The organism is Kitasatospora sp. NPDC050543 (assembly GCF_044457565.1).
Taxonomy (GTDB): domain Bacteria; phylum Actinomycetota; class Actinomycetes; order Streptomycetales; family Streptomycetaceae; genus Kitasatospora.
On sequence record NZ_JBITGZ010000017.1, the window covers coordinates 145,588 to 166,924 of the forward strand.

The 21,337-nt window shown below is 73.3% G+C and carries 18 protein-coding genes and 1 pseudogene; 7 read left to right on the plus strand and 12 right to left on the minus strand.

What is annotated here, in order from left to right; genetic code table 11:
• Positions 1 to 27 precede the first annotated feature (27 nt).
• On the minus strand, positions 28 to 1,194 hold the full coding sequence (locus tag ACIBH3_RS21810) for an AI-2E family transporter (protein WP_396313684.1): 1,167 nt from the start codon (positions 1,192 to 1,194) through the stop codon (positions 28 to 30).
• Positions 1,195 to 1,852: 658 nt separating this feature from the next.
• Between ACIBH3_RS21810 and ACIBH3_RS21815 the strand changes: the two genes are divergently transcribed.
• The 3 genes from ACIBH3_RS21815 to ACIBH3_RS21825 all read left to right on the plus strand — a co-directional run bounded on the left by ACIBH3_RS21815 (position 1,853) and on the right by ACIBH3_RS21825 (position 6,049).
• A complete protein-coding gene (locus ACIBH3_RS21815; RefSeq protein WP_396313685.1) occupies positions 1,853 to 2,761 on the plus strand; it encodes a LysR substrate-binding domain-containing protein in 909 nt (302 codons plus the stop codon).
• A 115-nt stretch (positions 2,762 to 2,876) separates the two neighbouring features.
• Complete coding sequence (dmpI, locus tag ACIBH3_RS21820; protein ID WP_396313686.1) at positions 2,877 to 3,059, plus strand: 4-oxalocrotonate tautomerase DmpI; 183 nt, start codon at positions 2,877 to 2,879, stop codon at positions 3,057 to 3,059.
• A gap of 938 nt (positions 3,060 to 3,997) precedes the next feature.
• Complete coding sequence (locus ACIBH3_RS21825; protein ID WP_396313687.1) at positions 3,998 to 6,049, plus strand: hypothetical protein; 2,052 nt, start codon at positions 3,998 to 4,000, stop codon at positions 6,047 to 6,049.
• 111 nt (positions 6,050 to 6,160) lie between these two features.
• Here the strand turns inward: ACIBH3_RS21825 and ACIBH3_RS21830 are convergent, their stop codons facing one another.
• Positions 6,161 to 6,568 carry a hypothetical protein gene (locus ACIBH3_RS21830; RefSeq protein ID WP_396313688.1) on the minus strand — a complete coding sequence of 136 codons (408 nt, stop codon included), beginning with the start codon at positions 6,566 to 6,568 and terminating at the stop codon, positions 6,161 to 6,163.
• 418 nt (positions 6,569 to 6,986) lie between these two features.
• Between ACIBH3_RS21830 and ACIBH3_RS21835 the strand changes: the two are divergent.
• The 3 genes and pseudogenes from ACIBH3_RS21835 to ACIBH3_RS21845 all read left to right on the plus strand — a co-directional run bounded on the left by ACIBH3_RS21835 (position 6,987) and on the right by ACIBH3_RS21845 (position 10,078).
• Positions 6,987 to 7,642: pseudogene (locus ACIBH3_RS21835) on the plus strand (class I SAM-dependent methyltransferase).
• A gap of 130 nt (positions 7,643 to 7,772) precedes the next feature.
• Positions 7,773 to 8,660: a prohibitin family protein gene (locus tag ACIBH3_RS21840; RefSeq protein ID WP_396313689.1), complete on the plus strand. Its 888-nt coding sequence runs from the start codon at positions 7,773 to 7,775 to the stop codon at positions 8,658 to 8,660.
• A 359-nt stretch (positions 8,661 to 9,019) separates the two neighbouring features.
• Positions 9,020 to 10,078 carry a phosphotransferase family protein gene (locus tag ACIBH3_RS21845; protein ID WP_396313690.1) on the plus strand — a complete coding sequence of 353 codons (1,059 nt, stop codon included), beginning with the start codon at positions 9,020 to 9,022 and terminating at the stop codon, positions 10,076 to 10,078.
• A gap of 59 nt (positions 10,079 to 10,137) precedes the next feature.
• Here the strand turns inward: ACIBH3_RS21845 and ACIBH3_RS21850 are convergent, their stop codons facing one another.
• Together ACIBH3_RS21850 and ACIBH3_RS21855 are read right to left on the minus strand one after the other, a co-directional pair.
• Positions 10,138 to 10,692 (minus strand): YceI family protein, encoded by a 555-nt coding sequence (locus ACIBH3_RS21850; protein ID WP_396313691.1) that lies wholly within the window; start codon positions 10,690 to 10,692, stop codon positions 10,138 to 10,140.
• 363 nt (positions 10,693 to 11,055) lie between these two features.
• Positions 11,056 to 11,241, minus strand: a complete 186-nt coding sequence (locus tag ACIBH3_RS21855; RefSeq protein WP_396313692.1) for an antitoxin — start codon at positions 11,239 to 11,241, stop codon at positions 11,056 to 11,058.
• Positions 11,242 to 11,497: 256 nt separating this feature from the next.
• Between ACIBH3_RS21855 and ACIBH3_RS21860 the strand changes: the two genes are divergently transcribed.
• Positions 11,498 to 12,652, plus strand: coding sequence for a peptidoglycan recognition family protein (locus ACIBH3_RS21860; RefSeq protein WP_396313693.1), 1,155 nt, complete (start codon positions 11,498 to 11,500; stop codon positions 12,650 to 12,652).
• 99 nt (positions 12,653 to 12,751) lie between these two features.
• Here ACIBH3_RS21860 and ACIBH3_RS21865 read toward each other — a convergent pair whose 3' ends face one another.
• The 8 genes from ACIBH3_RS21865 to ACIBH3_RS21900 form a co-directional block, all read right to left on the minus strand.
• The gene (locus tag ACIBH3_RS21865; RefSeq protein ID WP_396313694.1) at positions 12,752 to 12,925 is read right to left on the minus strand and encodes a hypothetical protein; all 174 of its coding nucleotides are present in this window, start codon (positions 12,923 to 12,925) and stop codon (positions 12,752 to 12,754) included.
• Positions 12,926 to 13,808: 883 nt separating this feature from the next.
• The gene (locus ACIBH3_RS21870; protein ID WP_396313695.1) at positions 13,809 to 14,609 is read right to left on the minus strand and encodes a hypothetical protein; all 801 of its coding nucleotides are present in this window, start codon (positions 14,607 to 14,609) and stop codon (positions 13,809 to 13,811) included.
• 86 nt (positions 14,610 to 14,695) lie between these two features.
• Positions 14,696 to 15,685, minus strand: coding sequence for a hypothetical protein (locus ACIBH3_RS21875; RefSeq protein WP_396313696.1), 990 nt, complete (start codon positions 15,683 to 15,685; stop codon positions 14,696 to 14,698).
• 167 nt (positions 15,686 to 15,852) lie between these two features.
• A complete protein-coding gene (locus tag ACIBH3_RS21880; RefSeq protein ID WP_396313708.1) occupies positions 15,853 to 17,370 on the minus strand; it encodes an amino acid permease in 1,518 nt (505 codons plus the stop codon).
• A 220-nt stretch (positions 17,371 to 17,590) separates the two neighbouring features.
• The gene (locus tag ACIBH3_RS21885) at positions 17,591 to 18,184 is read right to left on the minus strand and encodes a TetR/AcrR family transcriptional regulator (RefSeq protein WP_396313697.1); all 594 of its coding nucleotides are present in this window, start codon (positions 18,182 to 18,184) and stop codon (positions 17,591 to 17,593) included.
• A gap of 95 nt (positions 18,185 to 18,279) precedes the next feature.
• Positions 18,280 to 18,753, minus strand: coding sequence for a DUF1348 family protein (locus tag ACIBH3_RS21890; protein ID WP_396313698.1), 474 nt, complete (start codon positions 18,751 to 18,753; stop codon positions 18,280 to 18,282).
• 282 nt (positions 18,754 to 19,035) lie between these two features.
• Positions 19,036 to 20,676, minus strand: a complete 1,641-nt coding sequence (gene pgm / locus ACIBH3_RS21895; RefSeq protein WP_396313699.1) for a phosphoglucomutase (alpha-D-glucose-1,6-bisphosphate-dependent) — start codon at positions 20,674 to 20,676, stop codon at positions 19,036 to 19,038.
• A 240-nt stretch (positions 20,677 to 20,916) separates the two neighbouring features.
• Positions 20,917 to 21,337: PP2C family protein-serine/threonine phosphatase (locus ACIBH3_RS21900; RefSeq protein ID WP_396313700.1), on the minus strand; the 421-nt coding region annotated here is incomplete at its 5' end.

The window sequence follows — 21,337 nt, forward strand, 5'->3', positions numbered from 1 at the left end:
GAGGGTGAGCGTCCCCGGGCGGCGTGCTCAGGGTGAGTCCGGTTCGTCCCGCTCCGGCTGGAGCGGGACGGTTCCGGCGCCTCGCAGGGCGCTGATGACGGACCAGATCACCGAGACGGCGGGGACGGCGACCACCGCGCCGATCACTCCGGCGGCGATGCTGCCCACGAGCACCGAGACGGCCACCACGATGGGGTGCAGGCTGACCGCCCAGCTCATCACCAGCGGGTGCAGCACGTGGCCCTCGATCTGGCCGATGACGACGATCAGCAGCAGGACGATGATCGCGATCACCGGCCCCTTGGCGGCGAGGGCGACCACCGACGCGACGGCCATCGCGATCGGCGAGCCGACCAGCGGGACGAAGGAGGCGAAGAACTCCAGCAGGGTCAGCGGCAGGGCGAGCGGGACACCGAGCAGGAACAGCGCGATGCCGACCAGCACGGCGTTGGACGCGGCGACGATCACGATGCCGCGCGTGTAGCCGGCGAAGGTCCGCCAGGCGGCGCGGCCGGCCAGGTCCCACCGGCTCCTGGCACGCAGGGGGAGCTGGCCCTCCAGCCAGCGCCAGATCCGGTCGCCGGAGTGGAGGAGGAATACCGAGACGAACAGCGAGAGCGCGGCGCCGGTCGCCAGCTCGATCACTCGTCCGGCGCCGCTGACCGCCGTGCTGATGAGCGTCGAGCGGTGCTCCGAGATGAAGGTGGTGATCTTCCCCCGCAGGTCGTCGAAGGCCTGGGCGTTGACGTGGAAGGGCCCGTTCTTGGCCAGGCGTTCGAGCTGGTCCACACCGCCCTGGAACTCGCGGCCGAGGCTGGGCGCCTCGCCGGCCACGGTGTTCCCGACCAGGGCCAGCAGGCCGGCCACCAGTAGCAACGCCCCCACCAGGCTGAACAGCACGGCGAGCGCTCTGGGGAGCTTGCGGGCCAGCAGGTCCACCACGGGGCGGAGCACGGAGGTCACCACGAGCGCCAGGAAGAAGGCGAGCGTGATCAGGTGGAACCGCCCGAGCACGATCAGCACCAGGTACGCGGCGCCCGCGATCACCAGCAGGCGCCAGGCGTACTCGGACGTCCGCCGCAGGCCGGGTGGGACGCCCGGGCCACGATCGCGCGGTGGCTTCGGTGCCGGCACCCGGCGCGCGGGTCCGGCCGCTCCGCGCGGTTTGGGCGCCCTCCGGTCCGGACGGGTCATCGCGTGACCACCACGGCCCGTGCCCGGCGCCGGGCCGCGGCCCGGGCGAGGGTCCACGCCCGGGCCGTTCGAGCGTGCGGGTACTCGGGCCCGCAAGACCGCGTGGACGACGGCCGGGACGACCGGGCGGACCCAGGCACCGAGGCGGCCGAGGCCGATGGCCGGGCGCCCGCCCGGTGCGCCAGACACGCGCGGTCCGGCCTCGTTCGCCCCGGCTGCCGCCGGCTCGGGTAAGCGTGGCCACGGCGATGCTCAGCAGCGTGCAACAGGAACATCACCCCTGAATACCCGCCGGACCCCGACCCCGGCGGCTCCCGCGCCGACAACCGCACGGTTGGCGGCCACGCGGGTGCCCGGTCGGGCCGCCGGCGGTAGTCCCGAACACCGCCGGAGCTCGCCGGCTCCGGCAGCTGCGGGCTGTGGAACGGGCGGCTGGCCGACCCGTCGCCCCGAGCATCGGAGCCGGACGCGCGGCCGGCAGGTCGCCCCCCGGGCCGTCCGACCAGGAGTGCAGCACGGCAGCCGCCGATCGACCCAGACAGTCCGCGCTCAGGCCCCGTACCGGTCCCGCCGGCCCGATGCGGCAGGATGGCCGAGGCCGTGATCGCACCCACGACGAGAGCGTGGCCGGGACCGGGCACCGAGGAGGGGAGGGCCGATGGAGCTGCGGCAGCTGAGGTACTTCGCCACCGTCGCGGAGGAGCTGCACTTCGGGCGGGCCGCCGAGCGGCTGCTGATCGGCCAGCCCGCCGTCAGCCAGCAGATCCGCCGACTCGAACGGGAGTTGAAGGTCCAGCTGTTCGACCGGGGGCCCCGGCTGGTACGCCTGACGCCCGCCGGGGAGGCGTTCCTGCCCGCCGCCAGGGCCGTACTCAGCGCCGAGGACGCCGCCCGTGCGGTCGCCGCCGGGCTGGCGGGCGGACCGTCCGGTGCGCTGCGGCTCGGCACCATCACGGCGCTGGGCGAGCGGCTCGACCGGATCCTGGACGCCTACGATCAGCACGCCCCGGGGCTCCAGCTGGAGCTGATCGCACTCCCGGTGAGGGAGCGGCTGGCCCGGCTCACGGACGGCCGCCTCGACGCGGCCCTCGTCCGCGGGGGCCTTTCGCAGCCGAGCCCGGGACTCAGCGAGATCCCGCTCTGGCAGGACGAGTTGGTGGCCGCCCTGCCGGCCAGGCACCCGCTGGCCGGCCGCGCCCGCATCACCCTGCCGGAGCTGGCCGAGCTGCCCTTGCGGCTGACCGAACGGCGCAACCACCCCACCCTGGTCGAGCTGGTTCTGAACGCCTGTCGGCAGGCCGGGTTCGAGCCGATCGCCGGTCCTTCCGCCTGCCATCTGCAGGACACGCTCGCCACGATCGGGACCGGCACCCCGATGTGGACGGTGGTGTACGCGCAGAACGCACGGATGATGCGTGTCCCCCGGGTCACCTTCGTGCCGTTCGCCGCCCCCGGGCTTGCGCTGCCCACCTCGCTGATGGTGCGCTCCGCTGCTGTTCCGCCCTCGGTCGAGCTGCTGCTCAGGGCCTGTCGAGCACCGCTGACCTGCAACGATCAGGATCGGTGATCGCTGCGAGAGTGATTCGGGTCTGGGTGGGGCGGGGGGCTTCGGGGTGAACTGTTCCCGAAGGCGGAGCACACCGGAACGGCCGGTGCCGGCCCGCCCCATCGAGGAGCAGGACATGCCCATCGTCACCGTTCAGCAGGGCCCCCGTGACGTCGAGCTCAAGCGCGACCTGGTGGCCCGGATCACCGACGCCTTCGTGGACGCCTACCAGATCCCGGCCGAGACCGTTCAGGTGTGGATCCACGAGGTGCCGATCGACAGTTGGGGTGCGGCCGGCAAGCTGATCGCCGACCGCTGACGGCACTCCGCCGTCGGGCGGTGCCACTGCGCCCACCGGATCGACACCCGACCGCGGTCGGTGCGGGAGTCGCCATCGGAGGCTGTTGACAGATCGTCATCAGTCGGGCCGGGGGAGCGCTCCGGCGGCCAGGGGCGAGGCCGACGGTATAGAGCCGCAACGAACGGCAACGAGCCGCAACTCGAACGCCAGGTGCCGTCGCACCTGGCGTTCGGCGTTCCCGCTCGCTCGGTCGGCGTTGCCGGGCCGGAGCCGGGTCGGCCTTCAGCGTCCTGGGTGCCGGGCTGTCCGATCCGACCCGGGCGAACGAGGCCCCGGCTGGGTCGCCGAGCTCAACGGCGACCACGTGCCGGAGGCGTCGGAGTACGGCATCACCAGCCTGCGCCGGAGCCCGGTCGCGGTCCGGCGCCCGGTCGTGGGAAGACCCGGGACCGGGAACCCGCCTGTGATCTTGGCCACACTGCGGCGATGCAGGAGCTCGCCGTCATCGGCACGGCGCTGCGCCGTGAGGAACTTCACGCCGCACTCGCGCACTGCCTGCCGGGCGGCGCGGAGTGCGCGGCGGTTCGCTATCCGGACGGCGTGCGACGACCCGTTCCCCGCCTGGGGCGACTCCGCAGACTGGCCGCGCTCTGCCCCCGACCAGGCCTTCTCCGGCTCCGCCCGCGCCGGCCGCCCGTCCGCCGCCGGCGCACCGTCGGCTCACCGCCGTCCACCGCCCGGTGCCCGGCGGTCCCGGCGCACCTCCGACGGGGGGTCAGCGCCCCCCGGTCGGGGTGTGACGTGCGTCGCTAACGGGCGCGGGCCGGTTGGCCTGTGCCTCAGTCAGTGCTAAGGGATGCCCGGGGTGCTGAGCCGTGCTGAGCCGTTCTGTCCGTTCTGGGGTGTTCTGAGCCGTTGGTAGTCTCCCTGGACCAAGAATCGTCCAGGGGATCCTCGTGAAGCGAATATGGGCCGTCGCGGTGGCAGCGGCACTGGCGTCCGTACCGGCGCTGGCGATGGGGCTACTGCCGACCTGGTCGGTCCCGCAGGCCCACGCCGGGCAGGGCACGGGCCGGATCGTGCAGATCGTCGCGCACGAGGACGACGATCTGCTCTTCATGAATCCGGACCTGCTGAACGGCATCCGGGCCGGCATCCCGGTCGAGACCGTCTACCTGACCGCCGGTGACGCCAACCGCGGTGAGGCCTACGCGCGCGACCGACAGGCCGGAATCCGGCTGGCCTACGCACACATGGCGGGCGCTCAGGGTTGCGGCGAGGACGGCAACGGCTGCTGGACGAAGGACGAGTACCGCCCGGTCGCCGGCGGTCCGGTCGCCGAACGCTTCCGGCTCAACGGAGGCGACGCGGTGCAGGTGGTGTTCCTCAACCTGCCGGAGGAGGCCGACAGTGGCCACCTCGGCGGCGACGCGCTGCGCAAGCTGTGGAACGACCCCGCCCTGTCCACCGAGACCCTCGACATGGACGGCCCCGGCGAGGTGTGGCCCCAGCGCTACGACAGGGACGCCCTGATCTCGTTCCTGAGCGGGCTGCTGGGTGACGACCTCGCCACCCTGGTCCGCATGCAGGACCCGGCGCCCGATCCGCTGCTCTACCCCCAGCTGCCCCAGCACGACCACCCCGACCACATCTCGGCGGCCTGGTTCGCCGACGCGGCGGTGGCGCAGTACGGCGCCCGGAACCACCGGCGCGTCGTCTCCGAGCACCACCGCGACTACAACATCGCCAACTCGCCCGCCAACCTCTCCTCGGACCAGGCGGTCGGCAAGCACATCACCTTCGAGGGCGCCTACGTGCCCAAGGACTCCCAGCTCGCCGCGGTTCCCGGCACCGCCGAGTGCGCCGTCAGCGGGCAGTACAAGTGCTGGCAGTCCCGGCAGTACCCGCGGGTCCCGCGGTCGACCCAGGCGGTCGCCCGTGACCGGGCCGGGGCCCTACACGCCTTCGTGGTGGAGGGCGGCCTGCTCTACGAATGGGCCGAGGACGGGCGGAAGGTCTGGCGCGGCCCGAACACGCTCGGCAGCCCCGACGGCCCGCTGACCGCGGGCCTGTCGGTGGGGCAGGACCGGGACGGCCTGCTCCGCGTCTTCACCCAGCGGGCGGACACCGGGGAGATCTTCCTCTGCTCCCAGCGCCCCGACGGAGGCTGGGACTGGTCCTCCCTCGGCAGCCCCAACACCATCTCCGCCGGGTCCTCGCTGACCAACGACGCACTCCAGGTCAGCACCCCGGTCGTGGCCGCCAACGCCGACGGTCGCCTCCAGCTGTTCGTCCGCAACCGCGGAGGCGGCGTCAGCACCGCGCAGCAGTCGGCGGACGGCGGCTGGGGCGGCTGGGCCGACCTGGGCGAGAGCGGCATCCAGGGCGCGCCCACCGCCGTCACCGGCCGGGACGGCCGGATCGAGCTGTTCGCGGTGGCCGTGGCGCCCGACCGGACGACCGCCGTCCGGCACTGGGCGCAGCCCGCCCCCAACGCTCCACTCGCCTTCGACCCCGGCTTCCCGCTGATCTCCCCGAGCAGCGGCATCACGGTGGGTACGGCGGCGGACGGCCGGCTGGAGCTGTTCTACCGGCAGCTGGACACGCCGGACCCGCTGCGGCAGACCACCGACTCGTACACGATGAACCTCCGGCAGGGGTCGCCGGGCGGTGGCTGGGTGGCGGGGAGCAGCCCGATCGGCGCGGGCGCCGACCAGGGCGGTACCGGGGAGGCTGCGGTGGCCACCGCGGGGCCGGTGGCCGGGCAGCGGATGGTGCTGGCCGTGCGCAACCGCAGCGGCGGCGTCAGTGTGAGCAGCCAGGGGCGCGGCGGGGCCTTCGGCGGGTGGACCGACCTGGGGGCGTTCGTCGTCGGGGTGCCCGCCGCCGGGGTGGACCGGGACGGGCTGGTGGACCTGGTGACCATCGGCGTCGACGGCCGTCTGTACGACAACCGCCAGAGCGCCGGCGGCCGGTTCGGCGGCTGGCAGCCCATGGGCGGCTCCTGACCCCGGCCGACCGCGCCGCGTACCGGCTCACCGGCCGGCGGCGACGCGCCGGGTTCACCACCCGGGCGCTGACCGCTCCGGCCTGACCGCTCCGGCCTGACCGCTCCGGGCTCACCGCTCCGGCGGGAGCAGGGCGGTGATGGGCCCGCGCGGGCCGTTGCGCTGGAACCACACCGTATGGCGCTCCGACCCGATGTACGCGGGGTGGCAGACGTAGAGGTCGTCCCGTGGCGCGCCCTCGTTGCCGGGGGCCAGCGCGGCGTCCACGGCGCCGGCGGCGATGACCCGCAGCAGGGCGAGGACCGTGGCGTCGGTGGCGGCAGGGGCGATGGCGAGGCGGGCCAGCTCGTCCCAGAGCTGCACGGAGACATAGGCGATGGGGGAGTGGCCGAGAGCCGCGTGCGGGCGGGTGTCCTCGTGCCGGCGCACCGCACCGGGCGCACCCGGCCCCACGCGGCGGTCGTCGCCGTTGGCGGAGGCCGGCGGTGCGCTGAAGCCCGCCTGCGGATCGAAGCTCATGGCGGCACGGTAGCGCCAACCGGGCCGATCGGCGCACCCGGCCACCCGCTCGTCGGTCGACCGGGGCGGATCATCGGAGCTGGTCAGCGGCGCGCCGAGAGCTTCCCGGCGGGTACGGGCACCTTGCTCGAAGGCCTCCGGGCTTGACAGGGGCGCTGCAACCTCCCTCCGCCGGGCCGGGTCCCCCGCGTGGCCGTGGCCACGGCCGCCGGCCGGGTGCGCGAGACCGGGCGCGGCGATCGGCCCGAGCAGGCACGACCATGACGGCCGGTCAGGGTCCCGCGGTGCCGTCGGTACGCCCCGTCCACGCCCGCCGGGCGTCCCGACTGATACGGCACCGTGGGCCCCGGCACCTCGATCGCCCGAGGTCCTCCGGCACAGGCCGCCGTTGTCGGTGGCGGATGCCAGGATGCGGCGTATGACCGACACCCCCGCCGCGATCGCCCGCTACTGGGACGCCGCCGCGTCCTCCTTCGACGACGAGCCCGACCACGGGCTGCGGGCCGCGCACACGCCGCCGCCTGGGCACGGCTGCTGGCGGGCTGGCTGCCGTCCGGGCCGGCCGACGTCCTGGACGTCGGGTGCGGCACCGGCTCGCTGTCCCAGCTGCTGGCTGCGGCCGGACACCGGGTGACGGGGATCGACCTGGCACCGCGCATGGTGGAGCAGGCTCGGGCGAAGCTGACCGCCGCGGGTCTGGCGGGCCGGTTCCTGGCCGGTGACGCGGCCGTGCCGCCGATCGGTGACGAGGTCTTCGACGTCGTGCTGTCGCGGCACCTGGTGTGGACCCTGCCCGATCCGCAGGCCGCGCTGCGCGCGTGGGTCGGGCGCCTGCGGCCGGGGGGCCGTCTGGTGCTGGTGGAGGGCCGCTGGCGCGAGTCCGGACAGCACGGCGTGCCCTATGTGGTCGGGGCGCAGGCGTTGCCGTGGAGTGGCGGGGTCACCGCCGAGGTGCTGGCGGACGCGGTGCGACCGCTGGTGGCCGAGGTCCGGATCGAACCACTCGGTGAGCAGGAGGACCTCTGGGGCGGGCCGGTCCAGGACGAGCGGTACGCCCTGATCGGGCGGATCTGACACCCGCGGCCTCGGGCCGACCTGGTCATCCGACGTGATCTTTGATGAACATCATCCCAACAGGTCTCTCGCCAGCCCCGGGCCTGTCTAGGCTTCGGGCGTCTCACCGCCGGAATCCGAAAGAGTGACGATGCTCTACTTCTCCGTCCTGCTCCTCCTCGCGGGCACCACGCTGGTCGTACTCCGCAGACGCCGGGCCGTCGGCTTCCGCCTCGCGACGCTCACCGGCCTCACGGTCGGGGCCCTCGGGCTCCTCCTCGGTCTCAGCACCTTCGTGTACGTCGTCCAGCCGTACGAGGTGGGGGTGCCCACCACGCTCGGCAAGGTCGACGGGACGTGGAAGTCCGGTGTGCACCTGAAGTCCCCCGTGACCGATGTGACCACCTTCTCGATCCGCCCCACCGACCTCAACCTCACCGGGGACGACACGGTGGAGGTCCGATCCTCCGAGGGTGGCGTGCTGAACGCCGACCTCACCGTCAAGTGGTCGATCGATCCCGAGCACGCCCTCGCGCTGTACCGGCTGGCCGGCAGCGGCGAGGCCGTCCAGCAGCGCCTGGTCTACCCCGACAGCCGCGAGATCGTGCGTAACGTGTTCGCCCGCCACACCAGCGTCGAGGGTTACAGCTCCCAGCGCGAGGCGATCAGCGCCGAGATCGACAAGTTGATCACGGAGCGTCTGGCTCCGCGCGGCATCCTCGTGAACGGCGTCAACCTGCGCAACGTCAGGCCGAGCGACGGCCTGCAGAAGGCGATCGACCAGAAGATCCAGCAGGACCAGAGCACCGCCCAGGCCGAGGCGGCGGTGAAGACCGCGAAGGCCGAGGCCGAGAAGCGGAAGATCGAGTCCGAGAGCACCGCGGCCGCCAACTCGGTGATAGCCAACTCGCTGACCGACAAGATCCTGATGAGCCAGTGCATCGATGCGTTCAAGGCCGCCGCGGAGAAGAACCCGGTCTACGCCAGCCCGTGCGGCGCGTCCGGCACGCCGGTGATCGTGGACGGTACGAAGAAGTAGCGCGCCGGGCATGCAGGGCGCGCCGGGCGCACAGGCGCGCGCCGACCGCTACCCGCGCGCTCCCCGGCGGGCGAACGATTCCACCGTGGATCACTGCGGAGTACCGGAATTGACGTATTGGCGGTTGAACACCCCGGATGCCACCATCCTCGCGGTGGCGCGCCGAATGCGTGGCACTCCGAACGCCTGGCGGAATTCGTGGGATCGGCGGATCGATGCCGATCACGCGCAGGGCTTCAACTGCAACCTCCCGCACTGTTGATCCTGCCGTCACCCCACCCGCCACCCCGGTCCTCCGGACTGTCGGTCAATTTGATCTCCCGGCCGCACAGTTGAGCGGTCCGTGCAAGGATCGACCCATGTCGCGGATACCGTTCGGGGACGAGCTGCGGGCCGGGCTGGGCGAGCCGGGGCGGGCCTGCCGCCTGGACAGCAGCCCGCGCTCACGGGTGTGGCGGGTCGAACTGCCCGCGTCGCAGGTGGTGGTGAAGCAGATCGTCGACGGGCCCGACGCGGCGCAGCGCTTCGCGCGGGAGGTGACCGCACTGCGGATCGCCGCCCGCGCGGAGCGCCCGCTGGCGCCCGCGTTGCTCGGCGTGGACCCCGGTGAGCGGGTACTGGTCCTGGAGCATCTCGACCACCGGCGCCCGGCCGGCGACTGGATCGTCGAGTACGCGGCGACACTGGCCCGGCTGCACGCCACCGCCGGCCCCGGGGACGCCGACGCCCTCCCACGCTGGCAGGGGCCGACCAAGGCGGACGCCGGCTCCTTCCTGGCGCTGGCCGAGGCGCTCGAGGTCGACGTCGCGTCGACGGTGCCAGACGAGCTCGATGACCTGGTGGCACGGCTCGCCGCGGCGCCGGGGCAAGCGCTGCTGCACGGGGATCCGTGCCCCGGCAACGACCTGCACACCGGCGACGGCGTCCGGTTCGTGGACTTCGAGCAGGCGTCGCTGGGCAGCGGGCTGATGGAGCTCGCCTACCTGCGGATCGGCTTCCCGACCTGCTGGTGTGTCACCGCGGCTCCCGAGTCGCTGCTGACGCGGGCGGAGGAGGCGTACCGCCGGGAGTGGCGCGGCGCGACGGGCGCCGACCTCCCGGGCGGTCTCGACGACGCGTGTGCCGGCTGGCTGCTGCGCGGTGACGCCCTGGTCCAGCGGGCGCAGCGCACCGGTGTGGATCACCTGGCCCGGATCCCGGACGAGGACTGGACGTGGGGCACGGTGAGCGCGCGCCGCCGACTCGTCCACCGGCTGGGCGTCGTCGCGGGAATGACCGCTGACGGGGCCGCCGACGGTGTCGCCGACGAGTCCGGCAGTGGCGCCCTGGCCGGGCTGGGCAGGCTCAGCGCGGAGATGCGCGGGGCGATGCTCGCCCGCTGGCCGCAGCTGCGGCCGGTCCCGACCGCACGGCCGTAGGCGGTCGGCGGCGGGGCGGGCGTCCGGCTGCCCCGGCCCGCCCGCAACCCGCCCCGCCGTCAGTCCTGCTTGATCGCGGACACCTCGAACTCCAGCACGACCTTGTCGCCCACCAGCACGCCCCCGCCCTCCAGAGCCGCGTTCCAGGTGATGCCGTAGTCCTTGCGGCTGATCGGGACGGACCCCTCGAAGCCCAGCCGCACGTTGCCGGCCGGGTCGGTGGCGCTGCCCTGGTACTCGAAGTCGATGCTGATCGGACGGGTGACGTCCTTGATGGTCAGACCGCCGGCGACCCGGAACAGGTTGTCGCCGAGTTGCTCCACGCCGGTGGAGCTGAACTTGATCTCGGGGTAGTTGGGCGCGTCCAGGAAGTCGTTGGTCCGCAGGTGTCCGTCGCGCTGCTCGTTGCGGGTGTCGATACTCGCGGCCTTGATGGCGAGGGTCACGCTCGACTTGGTGGGGTCCTCACCGTCCAGGTGCCCGCTGCCCTCGAACTCCGTGAACGCGCCGCGCACCTTGGTGACCATGGCGTGCCTGGCCACGAAGCCGATCTGGGTGTGGGCGGGGTCGAGTACGTAGTGCCCGGTCAGCGACGAGAGGGGGTTGGTGCTCATGGGCCTTGCTCCTGTGGGGTGCGGGGGCGGGGAAGGGGTGCGCGGGGCACCGCGGATCCACGCTAGGCGCGCCCACTGCCGACCGGCTCCCCACCGCGCCCACGTGCTCACCCGATCGGTCTGACGGGTGAGGGCGCGCGGCGGTCGGTGGAGTGGGTGGGAGTGAGTGGGAGTGGTGGAGGAGGCCCTGCAGAGCTGGGAGGCGGGGGTGGGCGTGCGCGCGCCGCGGCGGTGACGACGTGTGCCGATGGGTCGCACGGCCGAGTCCGGGTCAATCCTGGGGCTGAGGACGGCCGCCGGCGGCCGTCCCACGATGCGCCGGTGCGGATGAGGGCGAGGCCGGCCGGCCCGCGCCGTCGGCGGCTACTGGCCGGCGCCGGGCGGCTGCTTGTCGATCTGCTCGTTGATCTTCTGCTGAGCGGTGTCGACCTGGCGCTGGTACTTGTTCTGCGTCTTCGCATCGAAGGCGTCGCCGGCCTTCTCGACTCCTTGGTGGGCGGTGCCCTCGTGGCCCTTGATCATGCCTTTGATCTTGTCGAGTACGGACATGGTGGGGTCCTCCTCAGGTGTGGCCTGCCCTCCCAGCATCTCGGACATCCCCGCTTTCCACACCCGGAGCACGAGCCGCCCCGCCACATCCCGGCGCTGCGCCGCCGGGTGGTGACCGGGCGCCTCTGCGGGCCGGATCGAGCGTGTACATTGCGCGTTGCTGATCATCTGTCAGCCGGGGGCGTTGAACTGCGAACATCCTCGCCCTCGTTCTGTTCATGGTCGCACTCATGTTCATTCCCCAGACAGGATGCCGATGTCCGAGATCAAGCCCGCGGTCAACCGCCGTACCGTGATGGGAGCGATCGGCGCCGCTGCCGCTGCCGTCGCCGTCGCCCCCGTCTCCTCCGCCGCGGCCAGGGGGTTGGACGCGGCCGGCCGGGAGGCGGGTGCGCAGCAGGCGGCCGGCCGGCGGGCGGTCAGTGTGCCGGCGACCCGTGCCGAGTCCCTCGCCGGTGCGGATGCCACGGTGGTGCGGACCGACTTCCCGATCCGCTACGTCGGGGTCAGCTGGAGTGGTCCCAAGCGGGGCGCCGAGATCAGGCTCCACCAGGAGGGCGGCGAACCGGGCGACTGGCAGGCGCTGCCGGCGGGCTGCGCCGGCGGGCCCGACCACGCCCCGGTCGACGCGGCCCGGAACGCCACCGCCCTCGTCGCCGCCGCCGGTGCGCCGGGCTACGACCTGCGCCTGCCCCACGGTGCCACCGACGTGCGCTCCGCGGCGATCGACACGGTGCACGGGCCGAGTCGAGAGGTCTCGCTGCCGGCGACGGCGTCGGTCATGCTCGGCTGCATCGATTACCTGCCCCGGGCCGCGTGGGGGGCGGACGAGTCCAAGCGCATCAAGAACGGCGTCGAGAACGCGCCGCCGAAGTACTACCCGATCCAGACGCTCACCGTGCATCACACCGACACCCCGAACGCCGACCCCGATCCGGCGGCGACCGTCCGGGCGATCTACGAGTACCACGCCATCACGATGGACTGGGGCGACATCGGCTACCACTTCCTGATCGACGAGGCCGGGCGCGTCTACGAGGGCCGCTGGTCAGACACGGACGGCATCCCGGCCCACGACGCGACGGGCAAGGTGGTGACGGCCTTCCACACGGCCGGCTTCAACTCCGGCAACCTGGGCATCGCCCTGCTCGGGACGCTCGTCGACCAGCAGCCGACCGAGAAGGCCCGCAAATCGCTCACGGCGCTGCTCGCCGGCCTGACGCGCTGGCACGGGCTCGACCCGCAGGCGCACGTCACCTTCGTGAACCCGGTGAACGGCGTCACCAAGGCGGTGGAGATGATCAGCGGTCACCGGGACTGGCTGGCCACGGACTGCCCCGGCGGCACCATGTACGCGAGCCTGCCCGCCCTGCGTGGCGATGTCGCCGCCCTCGGGGCCGGCGAGCGCTGAGTCCGCCCACCCGGCCTCGCCGCCGCCCGGGCCGCCGGAGCGGTGGCGGGGCAGCGGCGACCAGTGGCGGGCCCGGCAGCCCGCCGCGGGCGGTGCCGATCAGTAGGTGTGCTCGGCGGTGATCCGGGCCGACAGGTAGAGCGCGTGCTCGGCGTCGGCGTCGGCGCCGCGCAGGCCGAGCAGGCTCAGCGCGAGGGCGTCGATCACGGCCAGGTGCGCCAGGCGGCTGGCGACGGTCTCCAGCCCGAGGATCAGGTCCTGGCCGCCGGCCACCAGGGTGCAGGTGCTGGCTTCGCTGAGCGGTGAGTGCGCGGTGCTGGTGACGGCGATGACACCCGCCCCCGCGTCCCGGGCGCGGCGTCGACCGTACTCCGGGTGGTGCCGGTGTGGCTGATGGCCAGGCAGACGGCCGAGGGGGGCAGCCGGCCCGCGGCCAGCTGGGCGGTGACGGGGTCGGCGGGCGCGTCGACGGCGGAGCCCAGTGCGCCCAGGCGTAGGCGGCGTCGGTGGCGACGGCGCCGGACAGACCCGCGCCGACCACCAGGCGGGGCCGTGCGCTGTTGGGCCGGCTAGGCCCGCACTGGCGGCGCGGCCTGACGGGCGGGGTGCTGTCCCTGCTGGCGTACGGCCTGGTGGTCTGGGCGCAGGCGCGCGGCGACCTGGCGACCATCGCGGCGCTGCGCGAGACGAGCATCGTGATCGCCGCCCTCATCGGGACGCTGATCTTCCGCGAGCGGCTGGGCTGCCTACGACGGCGAGTCTCGTCCGTGCCGCCGGCCGGAGCCCCCGGGGGTAGGGGGGTTTCCCCGGGGCTCCGGCCGTGGGGGAGGTACCGGACGCGAGCGCGTCCGGTGGGGCCGGCAGCCCGATCGGGGGGGTGAAGGGGCTGCCGTGACGGGAATGCTAGACCCGTCGGAGCGCCATGACCAGGCCTGTGACCAGGGGTTTTCCCGCCGCGGACATGCCAGTCGATCGTGGTCCGGACAGTGCGGGAGTCCTGACGTTTGATCAGTACCCGGACGATGCCGGGGCCCGGTGGATCCGGCCGACCCGCCGCGCCCGTATCGGCGGGGCGCTCGCACGAATGGGATACCTGCGTTGGTGAAGGGCGACGGTGAGCCCACCCCTCGCCCCCGACCCCGCCGCCCGCTGGCGGTCAGGGAGCCCAGGGCAGCCGGACCGCCTCCAGCTCCGCGTCACCCAGCACGGCTGCGACGAGAGAGGCCGGACCCGCGACCTTGGTGGCCCACAGGTCGTAGTCGGTGCCGACCACCCAGGAGCGGTCCTCGGCCCAGAGGTTGGACGGGCTGAACTCGGCCTCGGGATTGTCGTACAGAGCTGCGGCGTCACCGAGCCGACCGGCCCGCACGTGCAGGTTCTCGAAGTCGGTGTGCCGCAGCATCAACGGGTTGTAGTACGCGAGACAGCGGGTCCGCGTGCCTGCCGGACTGTGCGCGATGAGCAGGTCGATCAGCCGGTTCCAGGTCTCCCGGTCCAGGCTGCCCTCCGTCGGCGGGATGATGCCGATGGGCCAACTGCCGTCCCTGCGGGCGGAGGGGAAGCAGCGGCGGGACGGCAGCAGCCCGTCGGGCACCGGCGGATCGCCGGTCCGCCGCGCGAGCTCCGACCAGCGAAGTCGCCGCCAGTCGGCCCCCGGGTGGTCGGCGCGGCCCAGGCCGCCTCCGGTCGCGGTCCCCACGGCGTCCAGGTCGATGCCCGCGACGATCATCGGCTGGACGCTCCCGTCCGCCGGCCGCGCCCGATGGCGCTGGTCGTACGTGACCTCGGTCGGGCCGTTCACATGCTCGTACATGGCGTTCAGCACCCAGGCCGCGTCAGGCAAGGGCGGCGGCATGAAGCCGGTGACGCCGTCGCCGGTGAGCTCCAGCAGCCAGTCGGTCTCGGCGGACGACGTAAGCGGCCACAGAGCGGTCAGCGCGGTGGATATCTCGGACACGGAGCAATCATCCCACCCGGCCGGGTCGGCGGGGTCGGCCGGGCGGGGAGCTGTCCGACAGCCGCTCACCAGCGTTGGCGCGCCGGTCAGGCGTCGGATCCGGCGCCCTCGGTGGCGGCGTCGGCGAGTCGGCGCGCGGCGCTGCGGGCCTGCTCCTGCGCGCGGGCGGACCGCGCGGCGGCGGCCTCGGCCGCGGCCAGCGCGCGTTGCTCATCGCCGGCGGCCCGGCGCAGTGCCGCGCGGGCCTGCTTGTCGCGATCGCGGGCCGCCCGGAGGTCGGCCTGTGCCTGTTCGGCCTCGCGTCCGGCCTGCTCGTGAGCGGCAGCCACCCTGCCCGCCTCGCGCGCGGCTTCGTCGGCCAGGGCAGCGGCCTGCTGCGCCGCCCGCTCGGCCTCGTCGGCGGCGTGCCGGGCGCCGACGAGGCGCTGCCGCTGCTGAGCGGAGGCGGCCTTCGCTGCCCGCTTCCGGGTCGGTGCCGGAGCCTGGTCGTGGGCGGGCGTCGGCTTCGACGTCCGCCGTGAGGTGGGCGGTGTGGGTGGCGCAGGTGCGGAGGGCGCCCGCGCGGGTTCGTCGGTGCCGGCCAGGGGAGTGACGGGCAGGGCTGCGGCGGGCCAGGCCGCCGGATGGAGGGCTTTGACCAGCCGCCCCCGCGCGAGAAGCTCGATGGCCTGCTCATCGGCCAGGGCCGCCTGCAACGTCTCGGTGACCTCGTCCAACGCCTCCTCGCCGAGGTGCTGCCCGGCCGCCTTCGCGTCCCGGCGCGCCAGCTCGGTCAGTTCGGCCAGCAGCTGCCGTCGCTGCGCGGAGAGCTCGCGCAGCCGGTCGCCGGCCAGGCCCGCCTGGGCGCTGCGCAGGGCTTGGCCGAGGTCGCGGAGCCGGCCGAGCCGGTCGGGGTGGCGCCGGACGAGGAGGTTGGCCGCCCACGCTCCGGCGGTCGGGCGCCGGAGCGCGCGGATGCGTTTGGCGAGCGGCCGGTCTCCCGCCTGCCCGGCCTGCGCGGCGTAGTCGTCGCGCGCGTGGGTGAACTCGGCCGGTAGGAGTGTGTACAGCTCGTCGGCGACCTGGTCGAAGTCCATGCCTGTCCTCCTCGGCCGTTGCCGCGATGCCCGCCCGGGATGCGTGGCTGCGATGCCCGCCCGCGACGCCGGGCCGGGCGGTGGTCTCCGCACCGCCGCCCGGCCCGCCCCGAGTGGCCGATGCCCGCGGCGCGGATGCCCGAGGCCGGGCCCCCGCGGCAGAAGGGCTACCGGCCGCTGTCGGCGGACGGCGCGCCGCCGGCGTCCCGGGCCCGGTCGGCCAGGCCGATCCGGCTGTGGCCGCGCCCGTACAGGAAGTACACGACGAACCCGACCACCATCCACACCAGGAAGCGCCACCAGGTCGCGACCGGCAGGTTGAGCATCAGCCACAGGCAGGCCATGACCGAGAGGATCGGCACCACCGGCACCCACGGGCAGCGGAAGGCCCGGGGCAGGTCGGGCCGGGTGTGGCGGAGGATCACCACACCGACGGACACCACCACGAAGGCGAACAGCGTGCCGATGTTCACCAGCTCCGACAGCTCCTCCAGCGGGATCAGCCCGGCCAGCACGGCGACCACCAGGCCCAGCAGCACGATCGCCCGGGTGGGCGTCCGGAAGCGCGGGTGCACGGTGGAGAAGGTGCGGGGCAGCAGGCCGTCGCGGCTCATGGCGAAGAAGACCCGGCTCTGCCCGAGCAGCAGGATCATGGTCACCGAGGTGAGGCCGGCCACGGCGCCGACGTCGATGATGTCGGCGAAGGCGTGCTGGCCGACGGCCTTGAAGGCGTCCGAGAGCGGGGCGTCGCTGGAGAGCTCGGTGTAATTCTGCATGCCGGTGACCACGAGTGCGACGGCCATGTAGAGCACCGTGCAGATGAGCAGCGAGCCGAGGATGCCCCGCGGCAGGTCGTGCTGCGGATTGCGGGTCTCCTCGGCGGCGGTGGCCACCACGTCGAAGCCGATGAAGGCGAAGAAGACCACGGCCGCCGCGGTGAAGATTCCCATCACGCCGAAGTCGGTCGGGGTGTACCCGAACAGCACCTGGATCAGCGGGGACTGGCCACCGGATTTGCCCGCCACCTCCTTGGCCGGCGGGATGAACGGCGAGTAGTTGTCGGCTTTGATGAAGAACAGGCCGGCCACGATCACCACCAGCACGACCGTCACCTTGATGGCCACGATCACCCTGGTGATCTCGGCGGAGAGGTGCATCCCGATCAGGATCACGCCGGTCAGCAGCGCCACGAGCAGTGCGGCCAGCAGGTTGAAGCTCCAGCCGCCGGTGGCCGCACCGGAGATCGCGTGGGGGAGCGTCACCCCGCCGCTCTCCAGCAGCGACTGCACGTAGCCGGACCAGCCGACCGCGACCACCGCGGAGCCCAGGGCCAGCTCCAGCACCAGGTCCCAGCCGATGATCCAGGCCGGCAGCTCGCCGAGGGTCGAGTACGCGAAGATGTACGCCGATCCGGCGACCGGGACGGTCGAGGCGAACTCGGCGTAGCAGAGCGCCGCCAGCGCGCAGACCACGCCCGCCGCGGCGAAGGAGAGCGCGACGGCGGGGCCGGCGTTGTTCTTGGCGGCGGTGCCGGTGAGGACGAAGATGCCGGTGCCGATGATCACACCGACACCGAAGACGGTCAGGTCGAGCGCGCCGAGCGTGCGCTTCAGCTCGTGCTGGGGTTCGTGCGTGTCGGCGATCGACTGCTCGACCGGCTTGGTCCGGACAAGATCTCGCGGCATCGACCGCGGCTGGGGCGTGCTGCTCATGCGGGCCTCCGGAAGGTCGTCCGGTCACCGTTACCCCAATCGGGCCGTCGTATGACCCGATCGGGCGCCACTTCAGCCGGACGGCCCCGCCCCGCACGTCGGCCCCGCCCCGCACGCAGACGCAGCGTGTGCGGGACGGGGCCGGATGCACAGGGGGCCGCAGGCAGGGCCGACCGTGGTGGCCGGGGTGCCCCTACGACGGCCGGGCTGCCGCCCCGGCCGGGCTGCGCGTCAGGGCCGCTTCGAGCAGCGTGCGTGCGGCTGCGCGGCCCTGCCGGGCTGGTTCGGGACTGCCGGAGACGGCCGCGGTCGTCATCGCGCCCTCGGCGAGGAGGGCGATCTGGTCGGCCAGCGCGGCGGGCGCGCCCACGGCCGCCACCAGCCCCGCCACGTAGCGCCGGAACGCCTCCTTGTGGGTACGGGTCGCCTCCGCCACCACATCCGAGGTGGCCCCCAGCTCCCCGAAGGCGTTGATGAAGGCGCAGCCGCGGAAGCCGGGCTCGCTGAACCAGAGGTGGAGCCAGTCGAAGACCGCCGGGATCCGCTCCCCGGCCGACGGCCGGGCGTCGACGTACTCGGCCAGCTTCGCGCGCCAGTGCGCGTCGCGTCGGTGCAGGTACGCCCGGACCAGGCATTCCTTGGACGGGAAGAGCTGGTACAGCCGCTTCAGGGACACCCCCGCGGTGGTACGGATCTCGTCCATCCCCACCGTCTGCAGCCCCCTGGCGTAGAAGAGCGCCTCGGCCGCGTCGAGTACGCGGGTCCGCAGCGTTGCCGATTCGTCCATGGGGGCCTCGTCCGGTGTGAGAATCATCGTTCTCCCAGGCTAGTGCACCGGTCGAAGGGCGCTCCCCGGGGGTGGCGGCGCCGGTCGGAGCCGGGTCAGAGGCCGAGGTCGGCCAGCCCCGGGTGATCGTCCGGGCGGCGGCCGAGCGGCCAGTGGTAGAGGCGCTCCGACTCGCGGATCGGCAGATCGTTGATGCAGGCGTAGCGCCGGCGCATCAGCCCGTGCTCGTCGAACTCCCAGTTCTCGTTGCCGTAGGAGCGGACCCAGTTGCCGGAGTCGTCATGGCTCTCGTAGGCGAAGCGCACCGCGATGTGGTGGCCGTCGAAGGCCCAGAGCTCCTTGATCAGCCGGTAGTCCAGTTCCCGCTGCCACTTGCGGGTCAGGAACGCCACGATCTCCTCGCGTCCGTCGACGAACTCCGCGCGGTTGCGCCACCGGGAGTCCACCGTGTAGGCCAGGGCGACCTTCTCGGGGTCGCGGGAGTTCCAGCCGTCCTCCGCCAGGCGGACCTTCCGGAGGGCGCTCTCGCGCGTGAACGGGGGGAGTGGGGGGCGTGTCCCAGTCGTCATGATCTGCCTGCCTTCGATGCCGGTGGCCACGGGAGAACGATCGTTCTCGGCTCTGGTGTCACTGTAGGAGAACGCTCGTTCTCGCGCAATCCCCGGGCGGTGGGGAACAGGGTCGACGCCGGGTCGGGATGCGGCCGAACAGCCACCACCCACCGCCACCGCACGCCGCACCCAGCCCACAGGACGCCCGGTGGGCAACGCAAAGGAGGCGGTGACGGCCCGCAAGGCCGTCACCGCCTCCACCGCACCCGGCCGCCGTGGCCGCCGTGGCCGCCGAGCGGGTCAGCTCCCCAGGACCTCCCCCACCAGGGCGCGGGCCTGCTCCTGCACCTGGGCGAGGTGCTCGGGGCCGTGGAAGCTCTCGGCGTAGATCTTGTAGACGTCCTCGGTGCCGGACGGCCGGGCCGCGAACCAGGCGTTCTCGGTGCAGACCTTGAGGCCCCCGATGCCGGCGCCGTTGCCCGGCGCCTCGGTGAGGACGGCGGTGATCGGCTCGCCGGCCAGCCGGTCGGCGGTGACCCGGTCCGCGGAGAGCCCGGCCAGGGCCGCCTTCTGCGCGCGGTCGGCCGGCGCGTCCACCCGGGCGTACGCGGGGGAGCCGAAGCGCGAGGTCAGCTCGGTGTAGTGCTGCGAGGGGGTGCTGCCGGTGACGGCGGTGATCTCCGACGCGAGCAGCGCGAGCAGGATGCCGTCCTTGTCGGTGGTCCACACCCGGCCGTCGCGCCGCAGGAACGACGCCCCGGCGGACTCCTCGCCGCCGAAGCCGACCGAGCCGTCGAGCAGCCCGTCGACGAACCACTTGAAGCCGACCGGCACCTCGACCAGATCGCGCTTCAGGTCGTCGGCCACCCGGTCGATCATCGACGAGGAGACCAGCGTCTTGCCGACCGCGGCGGTGGCGGGCCAGTCAGGACGGTGGCGGTACAGGTAGTCGATGGCCACGGCGAGGTAGTGGTTGGGGTTCATCAGCCCGCCGTCGGGGGTGACGATGCCGTGCCGGTCGGCGTCGGCGTCATTGCCCGTCGCGATGGTGTACTCGTCGCGGCGGCGGATCAGCGAGGCCATGGCGTGCGGGGACGAGCAGTCCATCCGGATCTTGCCGTCCCAGTCCAGGGTCATGAACCGCCACGTCGGGTCGGTGACGGGGTTGACCACCGTCAGGTCGAGCCGGTGGGTCTCGGCGATCCGCCCCCAGTACGCGACCGAGGCGCCGCCCAGCGGGTCGGCCCCGATCCGCACGCCGGCCGCCCGGACGGCGTCCAGATCCAGCACCGAGGGCAGGTCGTCGGTGTAGCGGCCGAGGAAGTCGTATCGGCCGGTGGTGTCGGCCGCCAGCGCCCGGGCGTACGGGATGCGCCGCACGCCGGCCAGCCCGCCCCTGATCAGGTCGTTGGCGCGGTCCTGGATCCAGCCGGTGGCATCCGACCCGGCCGGGCCGCCGTGCGGCGGGTTGTACTTGAAGCCGCCGTCGGCCGGCGGGTTGTGCGAGGGGGTGACCACGATGCCGTCGGCCGAACCGCCGGCGCCGACCCGGTTGTGGGTCAGAATCGCGTGCGAGACGGCCGGCGTCGGCGTGTAGCCGTCCGCACCGTCGAGGAGCACGGTGACCCCGTTGGCCGCCAGCACCTCCAGTGCGGTGACGCGGGCCGGCTCGGAGAGGGCGTGGGTGTCCACCCCCAGGAAGAGCGGGCCGGTGATGCCCTGCGCGGCGCGGTACTCGCAGATCGCCTGCGTGGTCGCCGCGATGTGGTCCTCGTTGAAGGCGGTGGCCGGCGAGGAGCCGCGGTGCCCGGACGTCCCGAAAGCCACGCGCTGTGCCGGATCGTCGGCATCCGGGTGCAGGGCGTAGTACGCCGTCACCAGCCGTGCCACGTCCACCAGATCCTCTGGTCCCGCCTGCTCCCCGGCCCGTGCGTGCACCATCGCGTCCTCCTCGATTCGTCGTCCTGCTGATCGCTGCTCGCCCCTGCCGGCCTCCCCGCGGACGGTATCCCGGGCCGACGGTTACCGACCGTACCTGGCCGTGTCCGGTCTGGACCAGCCGACCTCGCCCGCCCAGGAGGGCGAGGCGACCGCTGCGCCCTCCGGCGGTTCCCTCGGGCTGTCCGGGTCCTGTCCTGTCGGCGGGGCGTACGTCGGTGGATCGGTAGCAGCTGCGCGCCGCTACAGCTCGGGGCTGGCGAGGTGGTCGGCGGTGCCACCGCGCCACTCGACCAGGAAGAGGCTCGCGTCATCGGTTGTGGTTCCGCCCCGCTCTCGCATCAGGCTGTGGGAGAGGCCCCGCACCATCTCCTGCACGCCTCCACCGGCGGGTCCGACACGCTCGATGGTGGCGATCAGGCGTTCCTCGCCGAACTGCTCCCCACCGCTCTGGTGCTCCTCGACCACTCCGTCGGTGTAGAACAACACCCGGTCGCCGCGATGGAGCTGCCGCATGCTGATCTGCGGTGTGTCGCCACCGAAGCCGACCGGGAGGGTTCCGGGGCTGTCCAGGGTCTGGATGACTTGGTGGTCGCGGATCAGCAGGGGTGCCGGGTGGCCGGCGTTGACCCACTGGAGGTGGCCCGTGCCGATGTCCATGCGC

What these genes read in the sequence shown, in the direction of transcription:
- ACIBH3_RS21810 (WP_396313684.1), bottom strand. Translation starts at nt 1,194, where the DNA reads ATGACCCGTCCGGACCGGAGGGCGCCCAAACCGCGCGGAGCGGCCGGA.
- ACIBH3_RS21815 (WP_396313685.1), top strand. Translation starts at nt 1,853, where the DNA reads ATGGAGCTGCGGCAGCTGAGGTACTTCGCCACCGTCGCGGAGGAGCTG.
- dmpI (WP_396313686.1), top strand. Translation starts at nt 2,877, where the DNA reads ATGCCCATCGTCACCGTTCAGCAGGGCCCCCGTGACGTCGAGCTCAAG.
- ACIBH3_RS21830 (WP_396313688.1), bottom strand. Translation starts at nt 6,568, where the DNA reads ATGAGCTTCGATCCGCAGGCGGGCTTCAGCGCACCGCCGGCCTCCGCC.
- ACIBH3_RS21840 (WP_396313689.1), top strand. Translation starts at nt 7,773, where the DNA reads ATGCTCTACTTCTCCGTCCTGCTCCTCCTCGCGGGCACCACGCTGGTC.
- ACIBH3_RS21845 (WP_396313690.1), top strand. Translation starts at nt 9,020, where the DNA reads ATGTCGCGGATACCGTTCGGGGACGAGCTGCGGGCCGGGCTGGGCGAG.
- ACIBH3_RS21850 (WP_396313691.1), bottom strand. Translation starts at nt 10,692, where the DNA reads ATGAGCACCAACCCCCTCTCGTCGCTGACCGGGCACTACGTACTCGAC.
- ACIBH3_RS21855 (WP_396313692.1), bottom strand. Translation starts at nt 11,241, where the DNA reads ATGTCCGTACTCGACAAGATCAAAGGCATGATCAAGGGCCACGAGGGC.
- ACIBH3_RS21860 (WP_396313693.1), top strand. Translation starts at nt 11,498, where the DNA reads ATGTCCGAGATCAAGCCCGCGGTCAACCGCCGTACCGTGATGGGAGCG.
- ACIBH3_RS21875 (WP_396313696.1), bottom strand. Translation starts at nt 15,685, where the DNA reads ATGGACTTCGACCAGGTCGCCGACGAGCTGTACACACTCCTACCGGCC.
- ACIBH3_RS21880 (WP_396313708.1), bottom strand. Translation starts at nt 17,370, where the DNA reads ATGCCGCGAGATCTTGTCCGGACCAAGCCGGTCGAGCAGTCGATCGCC.
- ACIBH3_RS21885 (WP_396313697.1), bottom strand. Translation starts at nt 18,184, where the DNA reads ATGGACGAATCGGCAACGCTGCGGACCCGCGTACTCGACGCGGCCGAG.
- ACIBH3_RS21890 (WP_396313698.1), bottom strand. Translation starts at nt 18,753, where the DNA reads ATGACGACTGGGACACGCCCCCCACTCCCCCCGTTCACGCGCGAGAGC.
- pgm (WP_396313699.1), bottom strand. Translation starts at nt 20,676, where the DNA reads ATGGTGCACGCACGGGCCGGGGAGCAGGCGGGACCAGAGGATCTGGTG.